The organism is Dickeya sp. Secpp 1600, assembly GCF_003049805.1.
Taxonomy (GTDB): Bacteria; Pseudomonadota; Gammaproteobacteria; order Enterobacterales; family Enterobacteriaceae; genus Dickeya; species Dickeya fangzhongdai.
This window is the reverse complement of the sequence record NZ_CP023484.1, coordinates 2821717-2840190: the sequence shown is the minus strand read 5'-3', so window position 1 is coordinate 2840190 and position 18474 is coordinate 2821717. Positions and strand designations below refer to the sequence as shown.

14 protein-coding genes are annotated in these 18474 nt (G+C 58.7%); 9 read left to right on the top strand and 5 right to left on the bottom strand.

The features are described 5' to 3' along the window. Positions 1–180: 180 nt before the first annotated feature. The gene (locus CPA59_RS12650; RefSeq protein ID WP_100849649.1) at positions 181–1668 is read right to left on the bottom strand and encodes a PLP-dependent aminotransferase family protein; all 1488 of its coding nucleotides are present in this window, start codon (positions 1666–1668) and stop codon (positions 181–183) included. 126 nt (positions 1669–1794) lie between these two features. Here CPA59_RS12650 and CPA59_RS12645 point away from each other — a divergent pair, with 126 nt between their 5' ends. The 6 genes from CPA59_RS12645 to CPA59_RS12620 all read left to right on the top strand — a co-directional run bounded on the left by CPA59_RS12645 (position 1795) and on the right by CPA59_RS12620 (position 9424). Beyond that, positions 1795–3060, top strand: coding sequence for a 4-aminobutyrate--2-oxoglutarate transaminase (locus CPA59_RS12645; RefSeq protein WP_038919272.1), 1266 nt, complete (start codon positions 1795–1797; stop codon positions 3058–3060). A gap of 21 nt (positions 3061–3081) precedes the next feature. Beyond that, positions 3082–4542: an NAD-dependent succinate-semialdehyde dehydrogenase gene (locus tag CPA59_RS12640; protein ID WP_107759566.1), complete on the top strand. Its 1461-nt coding sequence runs from the start codon at positions 3082–3084 to the stop codon at positions 4540–4542. A gap of 358 nt (positions 4543–4900) precedes the next feature. Next, positions 4901–5932 (top strand): ABC transporter substrate-binding protein, encoded by a 1032-nt coding sequence (locus CPA59_RS12635; RefSeq protein ID WP_049842489.1) that lies wholly within the window; start codon positions 4901–4903, stop codon positions 5930–5932. Positions 5933–5968: 36 nt separating this feature from the next. After that, a complete protein-coding gene (locus CPA59_RS12630; RefSeq protein ID WP_038919267.1) occupies positions 5969–7240 on the top strand; it encodes an ABC transporter permease in 1272 nt (423 codons plus the stop codon). 33 nt (positions 7241–7273) lie between these two features. Next, entirely contained in the window at positions 7274–8092 is an 819-nt protein-coding gene (locus CPA59_RS12625) for an ABC transporter permease (protein ID WP_038920993.1), read from the top strand. Positions 8093–8521: 429 nt separating this feature from the next. Beyond that, on the top strand, positions 8522–9424 hold the full coding sequence (locus tag CPA59_RS12620; protein WP_159077943.1) for a hypothetical protein: 903 nt from the start codon (positions 8522–8524) through the stop codon (positions 9422–9424). Positions 9425–9527: 103 nt separating this feature from the next. Here CPA59_RS12620 and fhuA read toward each other — a convergent pair whose 3' ends face one another. Both fhuA and CPA59_RS12610 read right to left on the bottom strand, forming a co-directional pair. Then, the gene (gene fhuA / locus CPA59_RS12615; RefSeq protein WP_039695786.1) at positions 9528–11720 is read right to left on the bottom strand and encodes a ferrichrome porin FhuA; all 2193 of its coding nucleotides are present in this window, start codon (positions 11718–11720) and stop codon (positions 9528–9530) included. 242 nt (positions 11721–11962) lie between these two features. Next, complete coding sequence (locus tag CPA59_RS12610) at positions 11963–12742, bottom strand: DeoR/GlpR family DNA-binding transcription regulator (protein WP_038919264.1); 780 nt, start codon at positions 12740–12742, stop codon at positions 11963–11965. 112 nt (positions 12743–12854) lie between these two features. On the opposite strand from CPA59_RS12610, the gene hisN reads away from it, so the two are divergent. From hisN to CPA59_RS12595, 3 genes are all read left to right on the top strand, one after another. Continuing rightward, positions 12855–13649, top strand: a complete 795-nt coding sequence (gene hisN, locus CPA59_RS12605) for a histidinol-phosphatase (protein WP_107759562.1) — start codon at positions 12855–12857, stop codon at positions 13647–13649. 88 nt (positions 13650–13737) lie between these two features. Beyond that, the gene (locus CPA59_RS12600) at positions 13738–14916 is read left to right on the top strand and encodes an MFS transporter (RefSeq protein WP_107759560.1); all 1179 of its coding nucleotides are present in this window, start codon (positions 13738–13740) and stop codon (positions 14914–14916) included. 28 nt (positions 14917–14944) lie between these two features. Further along, entirely contained in the window at positions 14945–15754 is an 810-nt protein-coding gene (locus CPA59_RS12595; RefSeq protein WP_107759558.1) for an HAD family hydrolase, read from the top strand. A gap of 6 nt (positions 15755–15760) precedes the next feature. Here CPA59_RS12595 and CPA59_RS12590 read toward each other — a convergent pair whose 3' ends face one another. Next, complete coding sequence (locus tag CPA59_RS12590) at positions 15761–16840, bottom strand: NAD/NADP-dependent octopine/nopaline dehydrogenase family protein (RefSeq protein WP_107759556.1); 1080 nt, start codon at positions 16838–16840, stop codon at positions 15761–15763. 425 nt (positions 16841–17265) lie between these two features. Further along, positions 17266–18231, bottom strand: a complete 966-nt coding sequence (locus CPA59_RS12585) for a LysR substrate-binding domain-containing protein (RefSeq protein ID WP_107759555.1) — start codon at positions 18229–18231, stop codon at positions 17266–17268. Between the last annotated feature and the right edge of the window lie 243 nt (positions 18232–18474).

The window sequence follows — 18474 nt, the reverse complement described above, 5'->3', positions numbered from 1 at the left end:
GCAGCAGCAGTGAACAATAAGGTGCACGACAATCCGCCTTTGCCTCAAAATGGTGAGCGCGTGTTAAATAAAGGCACTGATATTGTGCGTGACGGCAAGGCGAAAAACCGGGGCGGATAGGGTGTCTGCCGGGCCGGTTTTTCTGCGGCGAGCGGGGCGCTCAAACCGCGTGTGGGGGATTCAGGCGCGCGCGTTTTCCAGCGTGCGTAAACAGGAAAGAATGACGTCAAACGCCCGCACCATCTCGGCGTCGTCCACGCTGGCGTAACCGAGCAGCAGCCCGCGCTGGTGTGTCGGCCGCAGATAGTAACTGGACAGCGGTTTGACCATCACGCCGTGTTGCAGGATACGGGCGCTCAGCACCACATCGTCGATGCGGTCGGGTAACCGCAAAATCAGGTGCAGACCGGCATTACTGTTGTAGCCAAGGTACGCTTCGCCCAGATGCTGCACGATCAACTCGCTCAGCAGGGCGCGGCGGCGTGCATACAGCAGGCGCATGCGGCGGATGTGGGCGGCGTAGTGGCCTTCGCTGATGAACTGACTCAGCGTCAGTTGCGTCAACAGGTGGCCGCCCCGGTATAGCTCGGCGTGCGCCGTTTTCAGCTCACGCGCCAGATGCGGCGGCAGCACCATGTAACTGACGCGCAATCCCGGATAGAGGGTTTTACTGCAGGTGCCGATGTAAATCACCGGCGGCTGGGTTTGCAGCCCCTGTAATGCCGGGATGGGGCTGCCGGAAAAACGGAACTCGCTGTCGTAATCGTCTTCGATGACCCAACTGCTGTGTTCCTGCGCCAGCGCCAGCAGACGCTGGCGGCGCGCCAGGCTCATCACCGCGCCCAGCGGGTACTGGTGCGACGGGGTGACGCAAATCAGCCGCGGCACCGATTGGGGCGAGACGTCGTCCGGCGGCACCATCCCTTGCTCATCCACCTCGATGGGCGCGACGCGCAACCCGTTGATGGTCAACACATTGCGCATTCCCCAGTAGCAGGGGTCTTCAATCCACGCCAGATCGCCGGGGTTGCACAGCATTTTGGCCAGCAGGTCCATCGCCTGATGGGTGCCTTCGGTAATCAGGATTTGCTCCGGGGTACAGGTGACCGAGCGCGCCACCCGCAGGTAGTCCACCAGCGCCTGTTGCAGTTCCGGGCAGCCGCCGATCGGCGAGTAGGAGAGTTGTTCCGGTTTCAGGCGGCGAGACAGCCGGGTTTGCAGCCGCCGCCACAGGTCATGCGGAAAGCTGGCGATATCCGGGATGCCCGGCATAAACGCGCCCCACTGGCGCGCCGACGCGCCGGCGTAGCCCAGCAGATGCATGCCGCGCCGGGAAATTTCCTGCACCACCGGGCGCAACGGCGACTGGGTATCGTCGCGGACATCCGGCGGGCGGGTGTCCGGCAACTGCTCGGTGACGTAACTGCCGCTGCCGGTGCGGGTTTCGATATAGCCTTCCGCCAGCAGCTGTTCGAAGGCGGCGATCACCGTATTGCGCGACAGCGACAGCTGCTGCGCCAGGTCGCGGGACGAGGGCAGCCGCCTCCCCGGCGTGATGTCGCCGGTCAGAATCGCCAGCCGGATAGTGTCGTACAGCCGCTTGTTAAGCGTGCCTTCCTGCTGTTGTTCCAGCCCCTGTAGTAGCAAATCGGTCAGTAGCGAGCGCAAAGTGGATCCTTTAAATATTAAAAACTGGCTCTGGATTATAGGGCCATGCAGGGGATAAATAGCAACATCAGAACGTTAATCGTCAGCCCCCGTCGGGCGGTGTGTTCATCGAATCGGAGCAGAATAATGAGTAACAGCGAATTGAATCAACGTCGTTTGGCCGCCACGCCGCGTGGCGTGGGCGTCATGTGCGATTTCTTTGCCGACAAGGCCGAAAACGCCACCCTGTGGGATGTTGAAGGGCGCGAGTATATTGATTTTGCTGCCGGGATTGCGGTGCTGAACACCGGCCACCGTCACCCGAAACTGGTGGCGGCGGTGCGCGAACAACTGGAGAAATTCACCCATACCGCGTATCAAATCGTCCCCTACGGCAGCTATGTGACGCTGGCGGAACGCTTGAACGCGCTGGCGCCGATCGCCGGCCCGGCCAAGACCGCTTTCTTCACCACGGGTGCCGAAGCGGTTGAAAATGCGGTGAAAATCGCCCGCGCTTATACCAAACGTCCGGGCGTGATCGCGTTTGGCGCGGCGTTCCACGGCCGTACGCTGCTGACCCTGACGCTGACCGGTAAAGTGGCGCCGTATTCCACCGGCTTCGGCCCGTTCCCTGGGTCCATTTTCCACGCGCTGTACCCGAATGCCCAGCATGGCATCACCGTGGAACAGGCGCTGGAGAGCATTGACCGCCTGCTGCACACCGATATCGCCGCCGATCAGGTCGCGGCCATTCTGCTGGAGCCGATACAGGGCGAGGGCGGCTTCAACGTCGCGCCGCCGGAATTCATCAGCGGCGTGCGCCAGCTGTGCGACAAGTACGGCATGCTGCTGATCGCCGATGAAGTGCAGACCGGTTTTGCCCGTACCGGCAAAGTGTTCGCTATGGAATATTACGACGATAAAGCGGACCTGATCACCATGGCGAAAAGCCTGGGCGGCGGTTTCCCGATTTCCGGCGTGGTGGGTCGCGCCGAGGTGATGGACGCGCCGGGCCCCGGCGGGCTGGGCGGTACCTATGCCGGTAACCCGCTGGCGGTGGCGTCGGCGCTGGCGGTGCTGGATGTGATTGAAGAAGAACAGTTGTGTCAGCGCGCCCAGCGCCTGGGCGCTACACTGGTAGAAGCGCTGGAGCGGGCGAAAGCCGGCAATGCGGCGATCGCCGATATTCGCGCCCGCGGCTCAATGGTGGCGGTGGAGTTTAACGATCCGCAGACCGGCAAACCGAGCGCGGAGATCACCAAAAAATACCAGCAGGCGGCGCTGGAACAGGGACTGCTGCTGTTGACCTGCGGCACGCACGGCAACGTGATTCGTTTCCTGTATCCACTGACCATTCCGGATACCCAGTTTAGCAAGGCGCTGTCGATTCTGAGCAGCGTTCTGGCGAAGTGAGACGTGAGTGAAAGGGTAGTTATGCAACTGAAAAATAAAACGTTATTCCGTCAACAATGTCTGATCGGCGGCGAATGGCAGGATAGCAGCAACGGGGCGCGTCTGAGCGTGACCAATCCTGCGACCGGCGCCGAGCTGGGCAGCATTCCGCTGGTGACGGCGGAACAGACCCAGCAGGCGATTAGCGCCGCCGAACAGGCGCTGAGCGCGTGGCGCCAGCGCACCGGCAAAGAGCGTGCTGCGCTGATGCAGGCCTGGGCGCAGTTGATTCGCGCGAATCAGGACGATCTGGCGGCCATTCTGACCGCCGAGCAGGGCAAATCGCTGGCGGAAGCCAGCGGTGAAATCGCTTACGCCACCTCGTTTATCGACTGGTTTGCCGAAGAAGCCAAGCGGGTGGAAGGCAGCGTGCTGCAGTCGCCGCAGGCCAGCCAGCGCTTGCTGGTGATCAAACAGGGTATCGGCGTGTGCGCCGCGATCACGCCGTGGAACTTCCCGGCGGCGATGATCACCCGCAAAGCCGCACCGGCGCTGGCGGCTGGCTGCGCCATGATCGTCAAACCGGCGGAGCAGACGCCGTTTACCGCATTGGCGCTGGCGGAACTGGCGCAACAGGCCGGTATTCCCGCCGGCGTGTTGCAGGTGGTGACCGGCGAAGCGCCGTCGGTGGGTAAAATCCTGTGCGACAGCCCGGTGGTACGCAAGTTGAGTTTTACCGGCTCTACAGAAGTTGGCCGTATCTTGATGGCGCAATGTGCGCCGACGGTGAAAAAGCTGTCGCTGGAACTGGGCGGCAATGCGCCGTTTATCGTGTTTGACGATGCTGATCTGGAGCAGGCGATAAAAGGCATTCTGGCGTCCAAATTCCGCAACAGCGGCCAGACCTGCGTCTGCGCCAACCGCATTTATGTCCAGCGCGGCATCTATCCGGCGCTGGCGGCCCGGCTGGTGGCAGAGGTGGAAAAGCTGAAAGTGGGCGACGGCACCCAACCCGGCGTGATGCAAGGCCCGCTGATCGACCAGGATGCGGTCGGCAAAGTCGAGCAACATATTGACGATGCGCTGTCAAAAGGGGCGGAACTGCTGACCGGCGGCTCACGCCACGCGCTCGGCGGCACCTTCTTCACCCCGACGGTGATTGGCGGCGTGACGCGCGAGATGCGTTTTGCCCGCGAAGAAACGTTCGGCCCGGTGGCGCCGCTGTTTCCGTTTGACGATGAAGCGCAGGCGGTGGCGATGGCCAACGATACCGAATTCGGCCTGGCCGCCTACGTCTACACCCGCGACGCTGTCCGTCAGTGGCGGGTGCCGGAAGCACTCGAATACGGCATGGTGGGGATCAACACCGGCCTCATTTCCAACGAAGTGGCCCCCTTTGGCGGGGTGAAACAATCCGGATTGGGACGTGAAGGCTCACGCTTTGGCATCGAGGAATACCTGGAGATGAAATATCTCTGCGTTGACCTCACCCCCTCAGCCTGACGGCGGATGAACAGGGATGTTCATCCCGCGTACTGGCGAGCCAGAGTGGTGCAATTGTCTTGTTCTATTGCACCACAATAAGGCGAATTCGGCACGGCTTGCTCATCACGCGCCACGCAATGTATCAGGCAGAAAACAAGTCACCAGGTAAAAAAACAAGCCATCACGCGAAAAACAGCATAGGCACTGTGCACATTGCACAGTGCGGTTTCTCCACGGCGCCGTTCAGCGGTTTTTCAACACAGACAACAGAAACTGGCACGAAAACTGCTTTATAAAATGATGCCTATGCATCAAAAAAATTTAAGGGTTTCGCCCTCGTGGGCATACGTTGACTACTCTCTTCAGGAGCCAGACCATGTTGAAAAAATTTGCATTATCCGCTCTGCTCGTTGCCATGGCTTCCCAGAGCTGGGCCGAGAACCTGACCGTGATTTCCTTTGGCGGCACCAACAAGGACGCGCAGGATAAAGCGTTTTACAAACCGTTCCAGGCGGCAGGCAAGGGCGCGATTGAAGCCGGCGAATACAACGGTGAAATGGCTCGCATCCGCGCTATGGTGCAGACCGGCCAGGTCGGTTGGGACGTGGTGGAAGTGGAAGGTCCGGAACTGCTGCGCGGTTGCAACGAAGGGTTGTTTGAAACGCTGGACTGGAAAAAGCTGGGCGATCAGGCTGATTTCGTAAAAGGTTCGGTGTCCGAGTGCGGCGCCGGGATCTTTGTCTGGTCCACCGTGCTGACCTATAACGCCAACAAACTGCAACAGGCGCCGAAAAGCTGGGCCGATTTCTGGGATGTGAAAAATTTCCCCGGCAAGCGCGCGCTGCGTAAAAGCGCCAAGTTCACGCTGGAAATCGCCTTGCTGGCGGACGGCGTGAAACGTGAAGAGGTCTACAAAGTGCTGGCGACCCCGGCCGGCGTCGATCGCGCGTTTAAGAAACTCGATCAGATCAAATCCAATATCCAGTGGTGGGAATCCGGCGCGCAGCCGTTGCAGTGGCTGGTAGCGGGCGACGTGGTGATGACGTCCGCCTACAACGGCCGCGTGGCGGTGGCGCAGAAAGAGAAACCGGGCATCAATATCGTCTGGAACGACGGCCTGTACGATCTGGATAGCTGGGCCATCGTGAAAGGCACCAAACACAAAGCGTTGGCCGAGCAGTTCATCGCGTTCGCCAACCAGCCGGAAAACCAGAAAGTGTTCGCGGAAAACATCGCCTACGGCCCGACCAACGCGAAAACCACCGCCTTGCTGGACCCGGCCGTCAGTAAAAACCTGCCGACCGCGCCGGATAACCTGGCTCAGTCGGTGCAGGTAGATACCGAGTTCTGGATCGATCACGGCGAAGAGCTGGAGCAGCGTTTCAACGCCTGGGCCGCCCAGAAGTAATCCCGAACCGGTATTGATCACAAGGAGAGAGCGCTTATGTCCCAGAACGAGATGTTGAAGGCAGAGCCGCCTGCCGGCGGCGAGGGAAACCGTACCAGTCTGAAACAGCAGTTACATCAGGCGCAGGCCCGCTATCAGAAACGGTCGCTGCTGCTGATCGCGCCGTTGTTCCTGTTCATTCTGGTCAGTTTTCTGTTCCCGATACTGTCGATTCTGGGCAAAAGCGTGTCCAACCCGGACCTGCGCGTCAGCATGCCGACCACTATCGAGGCGATGCGGCAATGGTCCGGCAAGAATGTGCCGGATGAGAGCGTGTTCCGGGCGCTGGTGAGCGATCTGCGCAATGCCCGCAGCACCGGGCAGGTCGCCACCATCACCAAACGGTTGGGTTATGAAGATGGTCAGTACCGCCAGCTTATCACCCGCACGCTGCGCAAGCTGCCGTCAGATGAGCAGCAGGGGCTGCGCGAACAGTTGATTGCCGACCAACCGATGTGGGGCGAACTGACCACCTGGAAAACCATCGACCGCGCGTCACGGCCTTTCACCAGCTACTATCTGTTGGCGGTATTCGACCACAAGGTAGACCCGCAGACCGACAACGTGGTGGCGCAACCGGCGGATCAGGCGCTGTACGTCGATGTGCTGCTGCGCACGCTGCTGATGGCGGGCGTGGTCACGTTGCTGTGCGTGGCGCTGGGCTACCCGCTGGCTTACTGGTTGGCGAAACAGCCGGATAATCGCGCCAACCTGCTGATGATTCTGGTGTTGCTGCCGTTCTGGACCTCACTGATTGTGCGTACCGCCAGTTGGATCGTGTTGTTGCAATCCGGCGGGTTGATCAACCGCTCGCTGATGGGGCTGGGCATCATTGATGAGCCGCTGGTGCTGGTGTTTAACCGTATCGGCGTCTACATCTCCATGACCCACATTCTGTTGCCGTTCTTCGTGTTGCCGCTGTATGCGGTGATGAAAGGCATTTCGCCCAACTATGTGCGGGCGGCGATTTCGCTGGGCGCGCATCCGTTTCTGGCGTTCTGGCGGGTGTATGTGCCGCAGACCTACGCCGGGGTGACCGCCGGCGCGTTGCTGGTGTTCATGATGGCGATTGGCTACTACATTACGCCGGCGCTGCTGGGCGGGCCGGGTGACCAGATGCTCAGCTATTTTGTGGCGTTTTTCACCAACACCACCATGAACTGGGGGATGGCGGCGGCGCTGGGGACACAACTGCTGGTGATCGTGGTGCTGCTGTATGTGGTGTATATCCGTGTCACCCGCACCGACGCCGACGCGGCGGCGCGTTAACCGAAGGAGCAAGCGATGAAACCGATGAAGGAAATGAGACAACAGGGTTCGCAGCTGCTGCGGGTGTGGAATGGCTTCTTCAATTTTTACGGTGCGGCGATGCTGCTGTTTCTGATCGTGCCGGTGTTGGTGATCGTGCCGCTGTCGTTCAACGCCGGGTCGTTCCTCAGCTACCCGCTGGCGGGCTTTTCCCTGCGCTGGTACCGGGAGTTCTTCCACTCCAGCGAATGGCTTAGCGCGCTCGGTAACAGCCTGTTGATTGCGCCGCTGGCGACGGTGCTGGCAACCGTACTGGGCGTGCTGGCGTCGGTGGGGCTGGTGCGCGGCGAGTTTCGCGGCAAGTCGCTGGTGATGGCGGTGTTGATTTCGCCGATGATTGCGCCGGTGGTGATCGTGGCGGTAGGGATGTTCTTCTTTTTCGCCAAGCTGTCATTGCTGAACAGCTATATTGGCCTGGTGCTGGCCCATGCGGTACTGGGCGTGCCGTTTGTGGTGATCACCGTGACCGCGGTGCTGAAAAATTACGATCAGAACCTGACCCGCGCCGCCGCCAGTCTGGGCGCGCCGCCGTTGCTGGCGTTTCGTAAGGTGACGCTGCCGTTGATCGCCCCCGGCGTATTCTCCGGCGCATTGTTCGCGTTCGCCACCTCGTTTGATGAAGTGATCGTCACGCTGTTTCTCGCCAGCCCGCGCCAGCGCACGCTGCCGTTGCAGATGTTCGCCGGGATCCGCGAAAACCTCGATCCGACCATCGCCGCCGCCGCGACCATGATGGTGGCCGCCGCGCTGGTGTTGCTGGTGGTGATGGAGGTGCTACGCCGTCGTGCGGAGAAACTACGCGGCGGGCGTTGATTCCGACGGTGGGTTGATGTCAGTAGCAATATCTATGAAGCGCCCTTGCCGGAATTGGCAGGGGCGTTGTTGTTTGTTATAGCGGCGGTGCGATTGCATTAATCTACTGGCGTTGTTTCTGATTCAATGCGGCGCAAAATAATCCATCCGGTAATTTTCCCTCTGTTGAATATTTATTCCTTTGGATATTAATCCTGCTGTTATTAAAAATAATAACAATAAAAATCATGCAATTAATGTTTTTAACGCAATTGTGAATGCAGGCGGCTTGCATTGTTGATTTATTACGTCATTCTTAAAGAACTCTCTGTGTTTTCCATAATTTTATAATGCGCCATGATGGCGATATTTTTTGTGCTTTATTTTTCATTCCTTGAAAAACGGATTTGTTGTTTTTATAAAACCAATCATGTCTGGGCGAGGGTTAATATGAAAAAGTACATTATCGTATCAATGATGGTGCTGTCGGGCTGTGCAGTAAAACCGGAAGTGTCGTATCAAATCATTCAGGGGGACAAGCCTGCAGGCGAAAAACTGCTGGATAAAAAGATATCCGATAGCTTTTATCTGGCATCATCTTCTGTGATTTTTGAGCCTGAATATGAAAAAAAATCCAATGGCGAAAATGGCGCTTTAAAATATAAGGTCACTGTTTTAAATCATGATTACAAGAAATTTAAAGTGGGTATTTCTCCTAAAGAAAGTCTGTTCACCAAAACAAACATTAGTATGTCCAAAATTGAAAATACAGACAGAGTGAAAGACATTGGAGTTGATACAGAGGATAACAGAGAAAAGGCTGTTAAAGAGTTTGGTGCATTGGCGATTGCAGTGACTAAATTTATACCAATACCTCTCTCTTCTACGAATAATAATAAAACCGTTCAGACTAAAATAGTCGAAACCAAAACAGTAGACATTGACGACAAGATATTAAATGAGAATGGAACATCCATTGATTTATCTGATGGTTATAGTGCAGAAATAGCATTGGGGAGTGTGCCCGTCGATGCCATTTCTGCCGACTGGGTTGTGCCATCATTGCCGGAGAACCTGGATAAGATTAAGCACCATTTTATCTACGCCTCCTGTAGAGACGCCGTCATTAAGGTAAAAAAGGCAGGGGCAGTTGAAGAGACTGTTTATGTCAGAGTGAATGACCCAAGATATTTGCAGGCGGTGGCTTTACCGGTGAAAGGGAAAGTGACCACCCATTCTCAGTGTGGCGTGTCGGTTGTTACCGAAAAGAATAGCCAGTCAACGGATACCGCCGTCTTAACCGCGTTGCTGAATGAAATGAAAAACGTTAAAGACGCAGTGGCGAAAAAGTAATGCCATTACCTGCCGGGTTGCTGCCGGATATGACTTATGGTTGCAATATCTAGACATATTATGGTCGCGGTATTGGCCGCGACCACCATGAAATGCCGCCTAATCAGAACCGGAACGTGGCGGTCGCGGTAACGCGACGTTCGCTGCCCCAGTAGCAGGCGTAATCGGTATAACAGCTGGCCACGTACTGGCGATTCAGCAGGTTATCGACATTGACGGCCAGGCTGGAGCCGGGCATACCGAACGCCGCCAGATCGTATTTCACCATCGCATCCAGCAATCCGTAAGGCGCCACCTTAAAGGTATTGTTCGCATCGCCGTAGGAACTGCCGACGTAGCGCACGCCGGAACCGATGGTCAGCCCGCTGAGCGTGGAATGGTTAAAGGTGTAATCCGCCCACAGCGAGGCCTGATTGTTGGGAATCTGATACGGGCGTTTACCTTGCAGATCGGTGTCGTGGGTATATTTGGCATTAACATGCGAATACGCCGCCGTCACGTTGATGTTCTGCGTCAGCGCGCTCTTGGCCTCCAGCTCCAGCCCGCGCACCGTGATTTCACCGCTCTGGACACTGAAGTTGGTGTTGTCGGGATCGGTAGTCAGGTTGTTGCTCTTGGTCAGCGAATAGACCGCCGCCGTCAGCACCAGCGGGCGATCCTTCGGTACGTATTTCACCCCGGCTTCATACTGCTTGCCGAGCGACGGTTTGAAGGTCTGGCCGCTGGCGCTGGCGCCCGATGTCGGTTCAAAGGATTCGCTGTAACTGAAATACGGCGTGATGCCGTTGTCAAACAGGTAGTTCACCCCGCCTCGCCAGGTAAATTGCCCCTGACTGTTCGAGTCGGTGGTCCCGGCGGTGCGATTCTGCGCCGAGGTTTTCGCCCGGTCGTAACGCCCGCCCAGCGTCACCAGCCACTGATTCCACTGTGCCTGATCCTGCACATAAACCCCGGTCTGCTCCTGACGATTCAGGTAGTTCCAGGGCGACAGCGAATCCGCTGGAATGCTATCGTCGCCGTAAGCCGGATTCAGCAGGTTCAGCGATGATGCCGAGCCAAAGTACTCGTCGATATCGTTACGCATCCGCATGTAATCCACGCCAAACAGCATCGTATGACTGACATCGGCGGTTGAAAACGTCGCCTGCGCCTGATTATCGACAGTAAGGCTGTTCAGACGCTCGTGAGAGATAACGGATGCGCGATCCATGACATACGGCAGCGAGGCGGAAATGCCCGAACCATAGATGCCGCGGTACTGCGTTTCCAACTGCATATAACGCAGGTTCTGCCGCACGGTCCAGGTGTCGTTAAACGCATGTTCGGCGCTGTATCCCACCATCTTTTGGTTACGCGCCATCTTGTTGCTGGCTTCGCCATCGTTAAACGACGTGGACAGCTTATGCGGATTGCCGTTGCTGTCGAGGAACGGGTTAACCGTGCCCTGACGCGGCAGCCAGCCGTAGAAACCGGCATACGGGTCGTTCTGGAAATGGGTCAGCAGCGTAAAGCGGGTATTTTCATCCGGCTGCCAGCTAAATGATGGAGCGATGGCATAACGTTTCTCTTTAGCGAAATCCTGCTGGGTATCGCTGCTTTTCGCCACGCCGGTCAGGCGGTAGGTATACACGCCTTGATCATCGATCGCGCCGCCGAAATCGAAACCGGTCTGGAACAGGTTATCGGTTCCCATCTTGAACTGGACTTCGCGGATGGTTTCAGCCGTCGGCCGCTTGCTGACCAGCGCCACCAGGCCGCCCGGGCTGCTTTTGCCGTACAACACCGACACCGGTCCGCGCAGTACTTCCACCCGTTCCAGCATGTAAGGATCCAGCGACGCTTCCGAATAGTTGTCGCCCTGCAATTTCAGACCGTCGAGGTACTGGTTGGTGTTGACCGCGGTGAAACCACGCAGGTTAACCACGTCATAGGTGTTTGAGCTGCCGCGGTTGCCGGCAAAAACCCCCGGCGTATAGTTCAGCGCGTCTTTGACGCTGACCACCTGACGCGTTTGCATCTCCTCACTGGTCACGACGGACACCGACTGAGGATTTTTTTCAATCGACGTGTCGGTTTTGGTGCCGGTGGCGCTGCGTTTGGCGGCAATCGTCGGTGCGGCGCCCCACGCATTTTCCGGCGCGGCCGCCGTTGAGGCGTCAACGTTGATGGTGTCGTCCGCATAGGCCGTTACCGATGCCGTACCCGCCAGAGCGGCGGAAATCAGCAGCGCCAGCGCGCGTTTGTGGGCATGCGAAGGGGAGACCTGGCCGAAGCCTGCGCCTTGTATTGTTATCATTACGATTTCCCTGACTATTTTTAATTAAAAACAAAAGAAAATGACAATGATTATCATAATCAATAACGATAATACTGTCAGAGAAAGAATTCGTAACCTGATGTGTACGAATGTATAGATAAGGTAAAGCTAAGAGGCTTACCTGAAACAGACGGTGTCACAGGCCGGGACGGCGAGGTGGCTAACCCCGCGTTACCCGCCCGCGCGCCGGGGCGGGTAATACGTGCGGCATAAGGGCTGATTTATCGCACATCGGCAAAGCGGATAGGCAGCTGTTTGTCGATAAACGGCGCGAGTTTATCCGCCGGGATCGCCGGTTCCACCACCAGGGTGGTGATGTCTTCGCAGGGGATGACATGGTAGCGGGCGATCGCCGGGAGCTTGTCCGACGTCATCGCCACCACAATCTCGTTGCTCTTGCGCGCCGCCGCCTGCTTGAACTCCGCGTCTTCGTAGTCAAACACGGTCAGCCCTTCGGCGGCGTCCAGCGCGCAGCCGCCCAGAAAGCAGAGGTCGAAATAGATGTTCTCCAGCTGTTTTTGCGGTGTGATGCCAAGCGCGCCGCCGGTGCGCGGTTGTACCCGTCCACCGAGCATGATCACCTCCGCATGGGGTGATTTCATCATTTCCAGCGCGATAGCGGGGGAGTTGGTGACCACGGTCACGGATAACGAGGCCGGAATCGCCCGGGCGATAGCCAGATTGGTGGAGCCGGAATCGATAAACACGCATTGACCCGCCTGAACCAGCGCCGCGCAGGACTGACCCAGCCGATCTTTGGCCTCGCTGTCGGCAGCGGCGCGGGTGATGAAATGACCGTCAGCGGGAGCCAGGCTGACGGCGCCGCCATAGACCCGCTTACACACGCCTTCGCGCGCCAGTTCCTGCAAGTCGCGCCGTATGGTGTGTTCCGATACCTGCAATTCCTGCGACAGCAATGTACATACCACCCGGCCTTCCTGGTGCAGCCGATCCCGGATCAGGGATTGTCGCTGCTCAGGAAAAGATGCATAATCGAGCATAACCAATCCTTATAGATAAATAAATCGAGCGTAACGAGCAGAATCAATCATCGTGACGCGCTTTGTCAATCCAATATTGTTGATGTGCATGCTATCGCAAGAGGTGAATACCATGAGTCAGCCACTGCCGGATATGGCGTTTTTTCATACGTTGGCCGAAGCGGCCAGCCAGCAAACCCTGCCACGTTTTCGCTCACACCAGAATCTGCATGTCGGCAGCAAACCCAAAGAGGGATTTCGCTTCGATCCGGTGACGGATGCCGATCGGGAAGCGGAACGGGCGATTCGGGCATTGATTACCGAACACTATCCGGAACACGCGATTTTGGGCGAGGAATTCGGCGCGACCGGCAGCGGCGACATTCAGTGGATTCTGGACCCGGTCGACGGCACCCGGCCGTTTTTGTGCGGACTGCCGGTATGGGGCACGCTGATCGGGTTGTTATATCAGGGGCGCGCCGTGATGGGCATGATGAGCCAGCCGTTCACCGGCGAGGCGTTTTGGGCCGATGGGCGGCATGCCTGGTATCGCGGTCCACAGGGGGACGAACGCCGGCTTGCGACACGCAAGAATGTCCCGCTCGGTCAGGCCATTCTGCATACCACCTCGCCGGAACCGATTGAACGTCATCCACAGATTCGCTTCGCCGAACTGACCGGGCGCACGCTGATGACCCGTTACGGCGGCGAATGCTACGCGATGGCGATGCTGGCCGCCGGGCACATCGATATCTGCCTGGAGTATGCGCTGCAACCTTATGACATTGCGGCTTTTATCCCGATTGTGGAGCAGGCGGGCGGCGTGGTGACCACGCTACAGGGCGAACGGCCGGAAGCCGGCGGGCAAATTCTGGCGACGGGGTGCCCGCGGTTGCATGAAGACGTGCTGCAAGTCCTTAATGGATAGTTTACTGAATAGCCTAATGGATAGTTGATATGCGGCGCGCGCCGCGGCGGTTATTGGTCAATACCTTTCACACGAGACAGTATCGTTTATGCCACAGTTAACGGATTCCCTGAAAAATTCCCCTTTGTCGGGCCGCGTCATCGACGAACCCGGACGGCGCGAACAACGGGCGACGCGCGTCATGTTTTTTCTGGCCGGGTTCGCCACCGCCGTCTGGGCGGCGCTGGTGCCCTTTGCCAAGCTGAATACCGCTGTCGATGACGGTACGCTCGGCCTGCTGTTGCTGTGTCTGGGCGGCGGCGCGCTGGTGGCGATGCCGGTCACGGGGATGCTGACCACTCGCTTTGGCTGCCGTAAGGTTATCGCGCTGGCGGTGTTGCTGTTTAGCCTGACGCTGCCGTGGCTGGCGGTGATTCCGGATACTCTGTGGCTGGCGATCGCGCTGCTGGTATTCGGCGTCGGGGTCGGCACCACCGACTGCGCCATGAACGTGCAGGCGATTCTGGTGGAAAAGGCGGCGGGCAAAGCCATGATGTCGGGGTTTCACGGGTTTTACAGCATTGGCGGCATCGTTGGCGCCGGGGCGATGAGCGGCATGATGTCGCTGGGGCTGTCGCCGCTGGCGGCCAGCCTGCTTAGCGTACTGGCGGCGCTCTTGTTATTGCTGACGCATCTGTCCGGCCTGCTAACGTACGCCAATCCGCCGGAAGGCCCGGCGTTCGCCATTCCCCGCGGCGCGGTGCTGGTGCTGGGCCTCATCTGTTTTGCCGTGTTCCTGGCCGAAGGCACGGTGTTGGACTGGAGCGCGGTCTTTCTGACCGAGCATCGCGGGATGCCGGACGCGCAAGGGGCGCTCGGTTTTGCGTGTTTTGCCGCCGCCATGACGCTCGGTCGCCTGACCGGGGACCGGGTGGTGACGAAACTGGGGCCGCAACCCGTGGTGATGCTGGGGGCGTCGATGGCGGTCGCCGGTCTGATGCTGGCGGTGTGGGTGCCGTTCTGGCCGGTGGCGCTGCTGGGGTATGCGCTGATCGGGCTGGGGTGCTCCAATATCGTGCCGATCATGTTCTCCGCCATTGGCCGTCAGACCAGTATGCCGCAGGCGGCTGCGGTGCCGGCGGTGACGACGCTGGGCTATCTCGGGGTATTGGCCGGACCGGCGAGTATCGGGTTTATCGCCCATCACAGCAGCCTGTCGGCCGCGTTTCTGGTGGTGGCGGCGTTGCTGGCGCTGGTTGGGCTGAGCGCCAAAGCAGTGAAGGTCTAATCGTTCGGACACATGACGGAGAAAAGTGATGATTAAGCTGATTATTACCGATCTGGACGGCACGTTTCTCAACCGCCACGGCGAGTTCAATCAGGCGTTGTTTGCCGAGGTCAGGGCGCTAATGCAACGCAAGCAGGTACAGTTTGCGCCCTGTACCGGCAAGCAGTGCGACCGGGTTGAAGAACTGTTCGGCGCGCCGGCGGCGGATTTCTGGATTCTGGGCGACAGCGCCACCCGTATCCGGCACCGGGGCGAGTACGTCTATCAGTCGCTGATCGACAATGCGCTCGGCCGGCAGATGATCGCCACGCTGGACGCGGTGAATCAGGAACATGTGATCATCGCCTGTACCCCCGATGGCGCGGTGCTGAAAGATTCGCTGGCGCCGGCGATGATCGAGAAAGTGAAAAAATCCTACGCTACCGTCCGGCTGGTGGCGGATTTCAACGCTGTGCGGGATGATTTTGTCAAAATCTCCCTGTTCGATGAAAAAGGGCGTTGCCATCAGACCCGCACCCATCTGGCGCCCTATGACGATCGCGCTTATATCGTGGTGTCCGAAGCGGCCTGGATTGATATCGCCGATGTCGGGGTGCACAAAGGCAGCACGGTGGCCCGATTGCAGAACATGTTGCAGGTAATGCCGGAAGAAACCGCGGTCTTCGGCGACGGGTTAAACGACATTGAGCTGATGCGTTGCGGCGACTACAGTTTCGCCATGCGCAATGCGTTTGAGGAAACCAAGGCCGCCGCCCGCTTTATTACCGGTTCTAACGACGACGACGCGGTGATGCACACCATCATCCGGCTGCTGAATTTGCAGCCGGACGCAGTGTAGCCGGGGTCAGGCGTAGCCCTGACGGATGCGTCGCCGGAAGGCGTCCGGCGACAGGGTATCCAGCGCCAGCGCGGGCAGGATGTTATTCTGTCGGCGCAGGTCCTGTCCCCAGATGGCGCTGGCGACATGGATGGCGGCGGTGTGCAACGGCAGCGGCAGCCCCGCGTAACGAGCGATAGTCTCGGCAAACACCAGTCCGTACGGGGTATCCTCCAGAATAAACCGGGTGTCCAGCGTTTGCGGTCCCGCCGGGCCGCCGCGTCGGCGGTGCAGTTCGGCGGCGATATCCGCCAGTTCTTGCTGCGGCAGGTCGAATGACTGCCGGAAGTGTTCCTCAATGCTGTGCAGCGACAGATCGAACGCCGCCGCCAACTGCTGCCGTTCCCTCTCCAGCGCGCCAATCAACCGCGCCACGCCGTCGGTCAGGTAGTGATACTGCGGCCAGCTTTCATGGCGCTCAATGCGGGTCACATTACATAGCGCCAGCCCGAGGTGGGCAATCGGGTTGATATTGATGAGCGATGTCGCCAGGACGTCGGATTGCGCCCGGAAGCGCGCGCCGAAAAGCCCGGCGCACAGCGCGATGCTCTGCGCGTTATGCGTGACTGGCACAGTGGCGACATCCACGAACTGACGGGCCGCCATGAGGGCGACGGAGTGACCGTCCGGCTGGCGTCGGGCGGTCAGCAGCGTGGTACCCCAGGTGATGATCGGCAGCGTAAGGCCGCGCGCTGCCAGCCGATCCGCCAGATACAGCGCGCTGAGCGAGCAGGCGCTGTTGATGATAACCGACTGGCCCGGTTGCAGATGGGGCGCCAGCGCGTCCATCACCGCCCGGTGACCATAGCCGGGTACGCACAGCAGGACGGCCTGCGCGTCCGCCACCGCTTTTGCGATATCCGGCGTGATCGTCAGCCGGTACTGCCCGGCGAGGACCCCGGAACAGGTCAGCAGACCTCCCGCTTGCTGCAACGCCAGCAGTTCGTCCGCCACTGCCGACCACAGCACCGGCGTATGCCCGGCGTGCGCCAGCCAGCCCGCGCTGGCCAGGCCGATATTGCCGGCTCCCAGAATAGCGACTTTCATAATTGAGTCCTTACAACGAATCGGATTTCGTCCGGGTTATCTTTGCTCTGGTTATATTTGCGATAGCGTATTCCGCCCGGCGGGCATGAATTATTCCCCTCGGTGGATGAAAATAACGGAATGCTGCTCCAGCACCGCCCGGCAGGCGCGGTCAGATAGCGCGATGCCTGAAACAAGCGCGCACGAAGCCCGTCCCGCCAGAGGCGGTAATTTATCTTCGCCGGTAGCCGACGGTGTTTTTATGCTTTACGCGCATGATTCATTCATTAATTGCTGATGAATGAACATGGCGGAAATATATTTTTTTGCGCAATAAATCCGGATAAGCGATTTTTAATTCCGGTGATGATTATCGCTATATCCCAGAATCTACGCAGCAGCGCTTCATCCTGACGGTCGCCCCGCGTGCCTCGATTCCTGGCTGCCTAGTTATTCAGCGTGGTCATGATGCGGTGATGATCGTCTGAATGAAACAGGGTAAACGCCGGTAAGCGTTCCCGGGCGCTGGCCTCCAGCGCGTCGATCAGTTGCAGCACCGGCGTTCTTGGCGTCCGGGACTGCGGCGTCACCACGCCGAAGTGGTAGGGAATGTCCGTATCCAGTTCCCGAATCGCCAGCCCGTCCAGCGGCAGGCCGTAGGCCGTCACCGGTTCGGTAATCGCCGCGCCCAATCCGGCGCGCACGCAGGACAGAATGGTGGCGGAAGAATTGGTTTCGATCACGTACCGGGGTTTGATGCCCGCTTTTTTTAGCACCTGCTCAAAGCGGTTGCGCAGCCGGTACGGGTTGTACAGCGTAATTAGCCGACGGCTGGCCAGCGCCTGCAACGTCACCACCGGCGCCTGCGCCAGCGGATCGCTATCGTTTAGCACTACCACGCAGCGGGACTGGCCGATCCAGTGGCGATTCACATTCTGATGCTCCAGCGGCAGGCTGCTGATGGCCAGATCGGCATGTCCTGCAATCACCGCCTGCAGCGTCTGCTCGGCGGACTGGCTGAGCAACTGTAACGGCGCGGTCAGCGTCAGCCGCGACAGCGCCTGCGGCAACAGGCCGACCGCCATCGCCGGCGTGGCGGCCACCACCAGCGGTTTCTCTTCGTCGTCGGCGATCTCCCGTACCCGCACCTGCACCTGCCGCAGCGAGATCAGCGCATGCTCTACCGATTCGTGCAACTGATACGCCTGCTCGGTCGGGGTAATGCGCGGCCCGTTGCGCTGGAACAGCGGGTAACCGATTTTGCTTTCGAACTCCTGAATCAGACGGGTCACGGCAGGCTGGGAACGATGCAGCAGCCTGGCCGCCGCGGTAATGCTGCCTGCGGAAATCACCGTGGCGAAGGCTTCCAACTGGCGTAAATCCAGATCGTCCAGCAGGGTGGTATGGGTCATGGCGCCGTCTTCCGTCCGTTGTGGTTTTTTCACAGGATCTCCCGCATAGCTCGTTGACGCACTCCGTGTCTTCCCGACGGGAAAACGCGGCGGGATTATCACCAACGCGCGGTCTGTCCGTCGTGAGCCTGGTCAATTTTGGCGACAGGATGCGGCATTTTCCCGGTGATGTATATGCAATTTTCCTCATAACCTCAGTGTTTTTTATCATTAATAAAACAAATCAAAGCGCGTTAATAATGT